The organism is Pandoraea sp. B-6 (genome assembly GCF_000282835.1).
GTDB classification, from domain to species: Bacteria; Pseudomonadota; Gammaproteobacteria; order Burkholderiales; family Burkholderiaceae; genus Pandoraea; species Pandoraea cepalis.
In genome coordinates, this window is record NZ_KB290553.1 from 19,219 (window position 1) to 29,467 (window position 10,249).

Annotated in this window: 9 protein-coding genes; 2 read left to right on the forward strand and 7 right to left on the reverse strand. The window is 66.1% G+C overall.

Annotated features, from left to right (window positions below; all coding sequences use genetic code 11):
* The 4 genes from A985_RS26350 to A985_RS0119875 all read right to left on the reverse strand — a co-directional run.
* Window positions 1–232, reverse strand: a 232-nt coding sequence (locus tag A985_RS26350; RefSeq protein ID WP_369751601.1) for a site-specific integrase, incomplete at its 3' end; no start/stop codon positions are given.
* Window positions 233–431: 199 nt separating this feature from the next.
* The gene (locus A985_RS0119865) at window positions 432–1,100 is read right to left on the reverse strand and encodes a DUF484 family protein (RefSeq protein WP_017235126.1); all 669 of its coding nucleotides are present in this window, start codon (window positions 1,098–1,100) and stop codon (window positions 432–434) included.
* A gap of 168 nt (window positions 1,101–1,268) precedes the next feature.
* Window positions 1,269–2,120: a diaminopimelate epimerase gene (gene dapF / locus A985_RS0119870; RefSeq protein ID WP_026132183.1), complete on the reverse strand. Its 852-nt coding sequence runs from the start codon at window positions 2,118–2,120 to the stop codon at window positions 1,269–1,271.
* A 43-nt stretch (window positions 2,121–2,163) separates the two neighbouring features.
* The gene (locus A985_RS0119875) at window positions 2,164–3,060 is read right to left on the reverse strand and encodes a lipid A biosynthesis lauroyl acyltransferase (protein ID WP_017235128.1); all 897 of its coding nucleotides are present in this window, start codon (window positions 3,058–3,060) and stop codon (window positions 2,164–2,166) included.
* A 188-nt stretch (window positions 3,061–3,248) separates the two neighbouring features.
* On the opposite strand from A985_RS0119875, the gene metK reads away from it, so the two are divergent.
* Complete coding sequence (metK, locus tag A985_RS0119880) at window positions 3,249–4,427, forward strand: methionine adenosyltransferase (RefSeq protein WP_017235129.1); 1,179 nt, start codon at window positions 3,249–3,251, stop codon at window positions 4,425–4,427.
* Between the two features lie 128 nt (window positions 4,428–4,555).
* On the opposite strand, the gene A985_RS0119885 is transcribed toward metK, so the two are convergent.
* Both A985_RS0119885 and A985_RS0119890 read right to left on the reverse strand, forming a co-directional pair.
* Window positions 4,556–6,034: a coniferyl aldehyde dehydrogenase gene (locus tag A985_RS0119885; protein ID WP_017235130.1), complete on the reverse strand. Its 1,479-nt coding sequence runs from the start codon at window positions 6,032–6,034 to the stop codon at window positions 4,556–4,558.
* Window positions 6,035–6,104: 70 nt separating this feature from the next.
* Entirely contained in the window at window positions 6,105–7,769 is a 1,665-nt protein-coding gene (locus A985_RS0119890) for an isovaleryl-CoA dehydrogenase (protein ID WP_017235131.1), read from the reverse strand.
* Window positions 7,770–8,059: 290 nt separating this feature from the next.
* On the opposite strand from A985_RS0119890, the gene A985_RS0119895 reads away from it, so the two are divergent.
* A complete protein-coding gene (locus tag A985_RS0119895) occupies window positions 8,060–9,739 on the forward strand; it encodes a GMC family oxidoreductase (RefSeq protein ID WP_017235132.1) in 1,680 nt (559 codons plus the stop codon).
* Here A985_RS0119895 and A985_RS27195 read toward each other — a convergent pair.
* Window positions 9,710–10,249: A24 family peptidase (locus A985_RS27195; RefSeq protein ID WP_232424693.1), on the reverse strand; the 540-nt coding region annotated here is incomplete at its 5' end. The two genes, A985_RS0119895 and A985_RS27195, sit on opposite strands and share 30 nt — an antisense overlap.

Genomic DNA, 10,249 nt, shown 5'->3' on the forward strand with positions numbered 1-10,249 from the left:
CAAGCCACGCGAAGTAGCCTCGCCAGGCGGAGAGCTTGCGGGCGATGGAGCGGCCGACGAGGCCCTCGCTGTGCAACTGCATGGCGAAGCGGCGAATGTCTCCATGCTCCAGCGATTCGAGCGGGCGGCCGCGCGCCAAACGCTGCAACTGGCGCAAGTCGCGCGTGTAGTTTTCCAGGGTGAGCTCGGCGAGCTTGCGCTCGCTGGCGAGCGACGTCAGGTAGTGGCGGATGCCCGGTTCGAGCGGCGTCTCGTCGTCCGACGCCTCTGCGTGCGCCCCGGGCTTGCGCGCGCGTTCCGGCGCGGCGCGCCCGGCGCGCGCCTTGGGCGTGGCCACGCTGGTAGGACGCGGCGATCGGGTCGAGGTGACCATAAGGCGTGGTGAAAGGTGCCGTCAGCGCGTCAGTCCGCCCGGGCGCCGGCGACGCGCATCAATCGTTCGCGCGCAGCTTGCTGAGCGCCGCGCCGGCCAGTTCCCCGATCTGCGTCAGGAAGTCGGTCGCCATGCCTTCATGGAAACGGCGGGCGGCTTCCGAGCCCATGACCAGCAGGCCGAAGACCGGCCCATCCGTGACTTGCGGGTCACGCAGCGCGAGCAGCGCCACCGACGCCGGATCGCTCGGCGCGCCGAGCCATGTCACGGCTTCGAAACCGGTGTTGGCACCGCAATAGGGAGTCGCCAGGCTCGAGGCGAAGATCTTGACCTCTTCGCTCACGCTGCGGGCGAACTCGGCCGGTTGGTACGGCGCGGCCACGTTCCACACACGAACGGCCGCAAAGGGGACGTTGAAAACGTCGCGCAGGCCGCGGGCAATCGCGTCGGGCAACGCGTGCGGATCGCGCTCGCCGAGCAGGCCGAGGTTCCAGCGATGCAGCTTGGCCGAGATGTCGTCGTTCTCGTGCCCGTAGCGCATCAATTCGGCGAGGCGTCGCTCGATCTGCTTGGTCTTTTCGCGCTGCATCTCGATCTGGCGCTCTTGCAGCGACACGGCGCGCTGGCCGTGCGGGCTGGTGAGCCGCACGCCGGCCAGCAATTCGGCATGGCGTTCGAAGAAGTCGGGATGCGCGATCAGGTATTCCGCAATATCTCGGTCGTTCATGAGTGTCCGTCTGCTGTTCGTCAACTGCCGCCGACCGCCGCTGCGCACGAGGCACAACGGTGGCGCACGGCCGCCTGGGTCGCTAAATCAGAGTCCGTCAGAAACCAAAATCTTACTGTGCTGCGCCCGCGGCCTGCCCGCGCGGAACACCGGGACCGACGTTTGGCGTCAGATCTCGATCGTCCCTTCGAAGACCGTGGTGGCGGGTCCCGTCATGATGACGGGACCGCTTGCGCCGTCCCAGTCGATGGTGAGCGTGCCGCCGTGCGTTTCGATGGCCACGGGCGCGGCCAGCAGCCCGCGGCGGATGCCTGCCACTGCCGCCGCGCATGCGCCGGTGCCGCAGGCGAGCGTCTCGCCCGCACCGCGCTCGTACACGCGCAGACGCGCCTGATGCTTGTCCACCACCTGCAGGAAGCCCGCATTCACGCGGCGCGGGAAGCGCGCATGACGCTCGATCAGCGGGCCGTCCGTTTCCACCGGCGCGGTATCGACGTTCTCCACCACCTGCACGGCATGCGGATTGCCCATCGAGACCACGGAAATCCACGTCGTCTTGCCGGCCACGTCGAGCGGCCAGAGCGTGTCGTCGCCCTCGCGACGACCTGCCAGCCCGCTGGCGTCGAACGGCACATCCGACGCCGTGAGGATCGGCGCGCCCATGTCCACGCTGACCTGGCCGTCGTCGCGCATCGTGAGCGTGATCAAGCCCTGCTGCACCTCGACGCGCACCGTGCGCTTGTCGGTCAACCCCGTGTCGCGCACGAACTTGACGAAGCAGCGCGCCCCATTGCCACAATGCTCCACCTCACCGCCGTCGGCGTTGAAGATGCGATAGCGGAAGTCAACGCCAGGCTGCGTCGAGCGTTCGACGAGCAGGAGCTGGTCTGCGCCGACGCCGAAATGGCGGTCGGCGAGCGCCCGCCACTGGTCGGGCGTGAAATCGATGGATTGCGAGATGCCGTCGATCACGACGAAGTCGTTGCCGGCACCCTGCATCTTGGTGAATTTGAGCTTCATGGCGCTATTGTAGTGGAGAAGGCCGACGCGCATCCGGCGCCTGTCAGTACACGCTTGGCTCGCCGGGCGGGCGCGTCTTGAAGCGCTTGTGCACCCAGTAGTACTGCTCCGGCATCTTCAGGATTTGTTCTTCGAGGAACGCGTTCATCCGGCGCGCGTCGGCGTCGGGGTCGCCGCTGGGATAGTTTTCCCACACCGGGAAGACCTTGAGGCGGTAGCCCTTGTAGTTGGGCAGCACCTCGCCGATGAACGGCAGGATCTGGGCCCGGCCGACTTCGGCCAGACGGGACACGGACGTCAGCGTACAAGTGTTCACGCCGAAGAACGGCACAAACGTGGAATTTCGCGCGCCATAGTCCATGTCGGCCGCCAGCATGACCGGCTTGCCCTTTCGGAACATGCGCAGCACATCGCGGGCACTGTCGCCGCGCGCGATCATTTCCGCGTCGAAACGACCGCGCTGCTCGCGGGCCATGGCGTCGAACGCCGGGTTGGACATCGGCGTGTAGAGCGACGCGCACGGCCGGTGCAGCGAATAGTTGATGAACACCGAGCCCGCCTCGATGCCCACGAAGTGGAACCCGAGCAGGATCGTCGGTGGCATATTCGGGTCGAGCAGGTCGACCGCCGAGTCGAGTTCGATCAGCCGCTCCAGCTTCTTGCCGTCGGCGAACCATTGCACGCTGCGCTCCGCGTAGCTGCGAATGGCATGCACGAACGACGCCTTGGCCACGCGCTCACGCGTCGCCTCGTCCCAATGCGGGAAACACAGCCGCAAATTGGTGTGCACAACGCGCTTTCGCGAGCTGGGAATCAGGTACAACAGGTGCCCGAGACCCGCGCCAAAGCGCGCGACCCAGCCATAGGGCAGCAGGTTGAGCCCGCGCAGCAGGCCAACGCTCAGGTAGTAGCCGAGGGATTTCTTGGGTGTGGTTGCCATGTCGCAAGCAGGATTTCTTCAGGGGCGTATAATAAGCGACATCGCCGAGTTAACTGACAACTTGCGGGGCGATTCGAATGTGCCACCCTATCGAGGCAGCGCATACGACCAATTTTCCGCTAAAGCGTCGCCGCTTCCCCTCCGATGACGGCAACGTGAGTCGCCAAATTCGTTTAGAGGAGCCAGAAGTGGCGAACGATTATCTCTTTACTTCCGAATCGGTCTCCGAAGGTCACCCGGACAAGGTAGCCGACCAGATTTCGGATGCCGTGCTCGACGCCATCCTGAAGCAAGACAAGTACGCGCGCGTTGCCGCAGAAACGCTGTGCAACACGGGTCTCGTCGTGCTCGCGGGTGAAATCACCACGACCGCCACGGTCGACTATCAGCAAGTCGCGCGCGAGACCATCCGCCGCATCGGCTACGACAACACCGACTACGGTATCGACTACAAGGGTTGCGCGGTGCTGGTCGCCTACGACCGCCAGTCGCCGGACATCGCCCAGGGCGTGGACCGTGCGCATGACGACAACCTCGATCAGGGCGCCGGCGACCAGGGCCTGATGTTCGGCTACGCCTGCGACGAAACGCCGGAACTCATGCCGCTGCCGATCTATCTGTCGCACCGCCTGGTCGAGCGCCAGTCGCAAGTGCGCCGTGACGGTCGTCTGCCCTGGCTGCGCCCGGATGCCAAGTCGCAAGTCACCATCAAGTACGAAAACGGCCGTCCGCACAGCATCGACACCGTCGTGCTCTCGACGCAGCACCATCCGGACATCGCGCTGGAAGCCCTGCGCGAAGCCGTCATCGAAGAAGTCATCAAGCCGGTGCTGCCGGCCGACCTGATCAAGGGCGACATCAAGTTCCTGGTGAACCCGACCGGTCGCTTCGTGATCGGTGGCCCGCAGGGCGACGCCGGCCTCACGGGCCGCAAGATCATCGTCGACACGTACGGCGGCGCCGCACCGCACGGCGGTGGCGCGTTCTCGGGCAAGGATCCGTCGAAGGTCGATCGCTCGGCCGCCTACGCGGGCCGCTATGTCGCGAAGAACATCGTGGCGGCCGGTCTCGCCTCGAAGTGCGTGATCCAGGTCTCGTACGCCATCGGCGTGGCGCGACCGACGTCGGTCATGGTCAACACGTTCGGCACGGGCAAGATCAGCGATCAGCGTATCGCCGAGTTGGTCGAGAAGCACTTCGACCTGCGTCCTAAGGGCATCATCCAGATGCTCGACCTGCTGCGTCCGATCTACGAGAAGACCGCCGCCTACGGTCACTTCGGCCGTGAAGAGCCGGAATTCTCGTGGGAAGCGACCGACCGCGCCGACATCCTGTTGGCCGACGCCGGCCTGCGCGCGGTGGCCTGATCCGGCATCGCTAGCGTGGTGCCCGCCGGTCTCGACCGGCGAGCACCCAACAAAACCCCCGCTCGGGTCGAACCGGCGGGGGTTTTGTTTTATCGCGACGTCGGATGCCCGACGTCAGAGCTCAGAGGTCAGCGCATCAATTGCCGGATCATCGTGGCGAATACCTTGCCATACGGCGGGTTGAGCAGGCCGGCGCCGTTCCAGCGCGCCTGCCGGAAGATCGGCTTCTCCTTGGAGAACGTCCGGAAGCCCGCCTCACCGTGGTACCCCCCCATGCCCGACGGCCCCACGCCACCGAACGGCAGCGCATGCTCCGCAACGTGCAGCAGCGTGTCGTTGATCGTCACGCCGCCGGAAATCGTGCCGTCGACGACACGGCCAATGCGCGTATTGTCGGTATCGAACACATACAGCGCGAGCGGACGCGCACGCTCATTGACATAGGCGATGGCGGCGTCCAGGTCATCGTAGGGCACCACCGGCAACAGCGGCCCGAAGATCTCCTCGCGCATCACGCGCATGCCGTCATGCACGCCAGTGAGCACCACGGGCGGCAGACGCCTGCGCGCCGCCTGCGCCGGGGTATCGAACAGCGCGTGCGACGTGGCGCCCTGCGCCGCCGCCTCGGCGGCAAGCCCGGACAACCGCTCGAAGTGCCGCGACGACACAATGCTCGTGTATTGCGGATTGTTCACGGCGTCGGGATACAGACGCGCCGCCACCTGCCGCGCCGTGGCAACGAAGGCGTCGAGCTTGTCGCGCGGCACGAGCACATAGTCGGGCGCCACACAGGTCTGACCCGCGTTGACCAGCTTGCCGAGCATGATGCGCTCCACCGCGTGCTCCCAGCGCGCGCCCGGCCCGATGATGGCCGGCGACTTGCCACCGAGTTCGAGCGTCACCGGCGTGAGGTGTTCGCTGGCCGCACGCATCACATGATGGCCGATCGACGTCGCGCCAGTGAACAGCAGATGGTCGAACGCCAGCGTCGAGAACGCCCTCGCGACCCGTGCATCGCCAGTCACGACCGTGACCCACTCCGGCGGGAACGTCTCGGCCACGGCGGCCGCAAACGCATCCGCGAAGCGCGGCGTGACCTCGGAGACCTTGATCATCACCCGATTGCCGGCGGCCAAGGCGTCGGTGAGCGGACCGACGGCCAGAAACAACGGGTAATTCCACGGCACGATCACACCGACGACGCCGAGCGGCTGCGGCACGACGGCGCGTCGCGCAGGCAGCATCCACAGGTTTGCCCAGCCGCGCGACCCGCGCATCCAGCGGCGCGTGTGCGCGAGCGCATGCTTCAGGTTGCCGTGCGACGGGAACAGTTCGAGCATGTCCGTTTCCTGCGCCGAGCGGCCGCCGAAATCCGCATCGATGGCGTTCGCGAACGTTTCACGATACTTGTGAAGCATCGCTTGCAGCGCTTTCAGGTGACGCTTGCGCGTCGGCCAATCGACTTGCGGCGCCGCGTCGTGTGCGCGGCGCATCGCGTCGAAGCGCGGCAATAGCGACGCGCGGGCGATGTCGTCGTCGGTCGAGGTATCCGGTGCCGACGACGGTGTCGCCTCATGCAACCCGTTCAATTCATGTTGGTATCCCATGCCTTCTCCTCCCTGAGGTCGCAGGTGGCCCCGTCGGTGCCGCCCAACGCCATCGATATATTGTTATCCGTTATGCGAGAAAAGCCCGGTCGAGCCAGGCACGTTGCACTGCCACCGCGAGCGTGTCCGGCATCACGCCGTACACCCGCCCGCCCGCGTTCGAGAATCGGCTCTCGATGAAGCCATGCGCCAACTCGGCCGGCGCGTGTTCGAGCAACAATGCCGCCTGTGCCAGCAGTACCACCTGCTGTGCAATCGCACGCGCGCGGGTCGCGTGCGTTGCCTGATCGGCCGCCAGCCAACCGTGCAACTGCGCCAACGCCGCGCGCAGCGGCGCATGCGATCCCGTGCGCTCACCGATCCATCGGAACCAGTACTGTGCGACGTCAGGCTCGCGGCTCATGGCGCGCAGCACGTCGAGACACATCACGTTGCCCGAGCCTTCCCAGATCGAATTGACGGGCGCCTCGCGATACAGCCGCGCGAGCGGGCCGGTCTCGACGTAGCCGTTGCCGCCCCACACCTCCATGCACTCGCCCGCGAGTTCGAGCGCGCGCTTGCATACCCAGAACTTCGCGGCGGGCAACACGATGCGGCGCCACGCCCGCTCACACAGCGAATCGTTGTCGGACACGCCCGCGTCGAACGCCTGCGCCAGCCGCATCGCCAGCCACGTCGCCGCTTCCGACTCCAGCGCCAGATCCGCTAGCACCGTCGTCATCAGATCCTGATCGACAAGCTTCGCCCCGAACGCCGAGCGATGGCGCGCGTGATGAATCGCCTGCACGACACCCGCGCGCATCATTGCCGCGCTGCCGATCACGCAGTCGAGCCGCGTATACGTCGCCATCTCGATGATCGTGGGAATACCGCGCCCCGGCGCACCCACGCGCGTGCCATACGCGCCCTGCAACTCGACTTCACTGCTCGCGTTGGAGCGATTGCCGAGCTTGTCCTTGAGACGTTGCACTTGCACACCGTTCTTGCGCCCGTCCGGCGCGTAGCGCGGCACGAAGAAGCAGGACAACGCTTCGCTGTCGGCGTCGCGTGCGAGCACCAGATGCGCGTCGCACTGCGGCGCCGAGAAGAACCATTTGTGCCCGACGAGCGAGAACGTGCCGTCGCCGCAATCGGTGGCCGTGGTGGTGTTGGTGCGCACGTCGGAGCCGCCTTGCTTCTCCGTCATCCCCATGCCGATAAGAATGGCGTGCTTCTGCGCGAGCGGCACGTCGCGCGGGTCGTGCTGTGGCGCGAGCAACTTGTCCTTGATCGACGCGAAGGCCGTGGGCTCCTTGGCGAGCACCGGAATGCTCGCGAACGTCATGGTCGTAGGGCACAACGCACCGGCCTCGTTCTGCGCGTGCAGGAAATACGCCGCCGTGCGCGCCGTCATCGCGCCGTCGCGCGGATGCGCCCACGGCAATGACTGCAGTTCGGCCCCCCGCAACAAACCCATGAGCGCATGCCACGACGGATGAAACTCGACGCGATCGATGCGATTGCCTTGCGAATCGAACGATTGCAGTTCCGGCGCGTGACGATTGGCCGCCTCCGCCCACGCCTGCACCTCGGCTTCGCCCAGGCGAGCGCCCTGGCGGTAAAGCGTTGTCGCATGCCACCCCGCGCCGAAGGCCGCCACTGCGGCTTGCAACGCGGCGTCGGTGGCGTAAAGGTTGTAGTCCGTAAGCGGCGGCACCTGATTGGTGACGTCGTGGGTCTGCCAGGCTTGCGTCATCCGTGTCTCCGTATGCCCAATTGCCGTATGTGACGGTCACGCCATGGGGATCCTTTCATCATAGCGGCTAGGTCCGCGCGCTCCCATAAATTAGAGGATTGCTTCACATCCCCCCCGAGCGCAGGGATTGTCTGCTTACAATGAGTGCCGCTCCGAGGCGTCGCCCATGCGGCGGCACCGCGCGCAGCGAGACACGAGACAATCGCGCTCAGAACGACAAGCAAAAAGCAGCGAACAAAACGTCAAAAAAAAGCGGTAGATGCAGTGCCCATCCAAGGGAGGATGACAGCATGGACTACGACTACATCATTGTCGGCGGCGGCTCGGCCGGTTGTGCGTTGGCGGCGCGATTGGCCGACGGTGCGCCGGGCAGCACGATCGCGCTGATCGAAGCGGGTCCGCCCGACAACAGCTTTCTCGTACGGCTGCCGCTCGGTCTCGCCGCATTGGTGCCGTTCCGATCGCGGCGCAACTATGGCTATCGCACAACGCCGCAGGCGGGGCTGGCCGGACGTCAGGGCTATCAGCCGCGCGGACGCGGTCTAGGTGGCTCGAGTTCGATCAACGCGATGATCTACACGCGCGGTCACCCGGACGATTACAACGCGTGGGCGCAGGCCGGCTGCACCGGCTGGGGATGGGACGACGTGCTGCCGTACTTCCGTCGCAACGAGAACAATGAACGCGGTGCGGATGCCTGGCACGGTACCGGCGGCCCGCTCAACGTTGCCGATCTGCGCACGGTCAATCCGTTCTCGCAACACTATGTCGACGCGGCGCGCGAAGCCGGGTATCCCGTGAGCGACGACTTCAACGGTCCGCACTACGAAGGCGCGGGCATCTATCAGGTGACCCAAAAAGACGGGCAGCGCTGGAACGCCGCGCGCGCCTATCTGCAAGGAAAATCACGCGCAAATCTTCATGTCATCACCGATGCGCTGGTGCAGCGCGTTGTCTTCGATGGCAAGCGCGCGACCGGCGTCAAAGTGCAACGGCGCGGCGCGCTGGAGACGCTGCGCGCACGCGCTGAAGTCGTGCTGAGCGCCGGAGCGTTCAATTCGCCGCAGTTGCTGATGTGCTCCGGAATCGGCCCTGCCGAACACTTGCGCTCGCATGGCGTGGAGGTGCACGTCGATGCCCCGGGTGTCGGAGAGAACCTGCAGGATCACATCGACTTCATCATCAACAAGTACGTGGCGCATCGCGATCTGGTCGGCTACACGCCCGCGGGATTGTGGCATCTGCTCACGCAAGGGCTGGACTATCTTCGCGAGCGGCGCGGCCTGTTCGCCAGCAACGTGGCCGAAGCCGGTGGCTTCCTCAAGAGCGATCCGTCACTGGCGTGCCCCGATTTGCAGATGCACTTCCTCGTGGGCATCTGCGACGACCATAATCGTCGGCTACATCTGCGGCGTGGCCTGTCGTTGCATGCCTGCGTACTGCGTCCGAAAAGCCGCGGACGCGTGACGCTTGCCAGCGCCGACATGCGCGACGCGCCGCGGATCGACCCGGCCTTTCTGCAAGCGCAGGAGGACGTCGACACGTTGCTGCGCGGGGTGCGCGTGATTCGTCGGATTCTCGCAGCGCCGTCGCTCGCGCGGTTCGGCGGCGAGGAGCTGCACAGCCGGGGCATCGAGTCGGACGAAGCGCTCACCGCGCTGATACGTGCGCGCGCCGACACCATCTACCACCCGGTCGGCACCTGCCGCATGGGCAGCGATGCGGCGTCGGTCGTCGATCCGGAACTGAGGGTTCGCGGCGTGGAAGGTTTGCGCGTGGTCGATGCGTCGATCATGCCCACGCTCATCGGCGGCAACACCAACGCCCCGTCGATGATGATCGGCGAAAAGGCCGCGGACCTGATGTTGTCCGGCGCGGGTCGATTGACGCAGCGCGTTGGATCGACATCCGTCGACACCGCGCCGCACGCACCAGCGACGTTAGCCGCCCGGGCGCAGCCACAGATCTAGGAAAGGCTCGCCCCACAGCCGGCTCGCCACCGCGCCCAAGCATAGCCAGGGACCAAACGGCAGCGGCTCGCGCAACGCGCGGCCGCGCCACACGCCGAGGCCCGCAAAAGCGAGCGTGGCCGCCACCGCGCCGAAGGCCAGCATCAGCGGCGTGCCGATCCACCCCAGCCATGCCCCACACGCGGCGACGAGCTTGGCGTCGCCGCCGCCCAGTCCGTCGACACCGGTCAGCGCCCGGTACGCGCCCGCCATCGCCGCCATGACGCCATATCCCAACGCAGCGCCAAGCACGGCTTCGTCGATGGGCAATGTCAGGCCCGCGACGCTGCCCAGCAAGCCCGCCCACAGTAGCGGCAACGTGAGCGCATCGGGCAACAACCGCGTATCAATGTCGATCAGCGCGAGCGCCAGCAGTGCCGCGCCGAAGCCGCACCATGCCAGCATCGCGAGGTACTGCATCGAAGGGACGAACGCCCACGCGAGCGTTGCGAACATGATCCCTACGGCTAA

What these genes read in the sequence shown, in the direction of transcription:
- A985_RS0119890 (WP_017235131.1), bottom strand. Translation starts at nt 7,769, where the DNA reads ATGACGCAAGCCTGGCAGACCCACGACGTCACCAATCAGGTGCCGCCG.
- dapF (WP_026132183.1), bottom strand. Translation starts at nt 2,120, where the DNA reads ATGAAGCTCAAATTCACCAAGATGCAGGGTGCCGGCAACGACTTCGTC.
- A985_RS0119875 (WP_017235128.1), bottom strand. Translation starts at nt 3,060, where the DNA reads ATGGCAACCACACCCAAGAAATCCCTCGGCTACTACCTGAGCGTTGGC.
- A985_RS0119895 (WP_017235132.1), top strand. Translation starts at nt 8,060, where the DNA reads ATGGACTACGACTACATCATTGTCGGCGGCGGCTCGGCCGGTTGTGCG.
- A985_RS0119865 (WP_017235126.1), bottom strand. Translation starts at nt 1,100, where the DNA reads ATGAACGACCGAGATATTGCGGAATACCTGATCGCGCATCCCGACTTC.
- A985_RS0119885 (WP_017235130.1), bottom strand. Translation starts at nt 6,034, where the DNA reads ATGGGATACCAACATGAATTGAACGGGTTGCATGAGGCGACACCGTCG.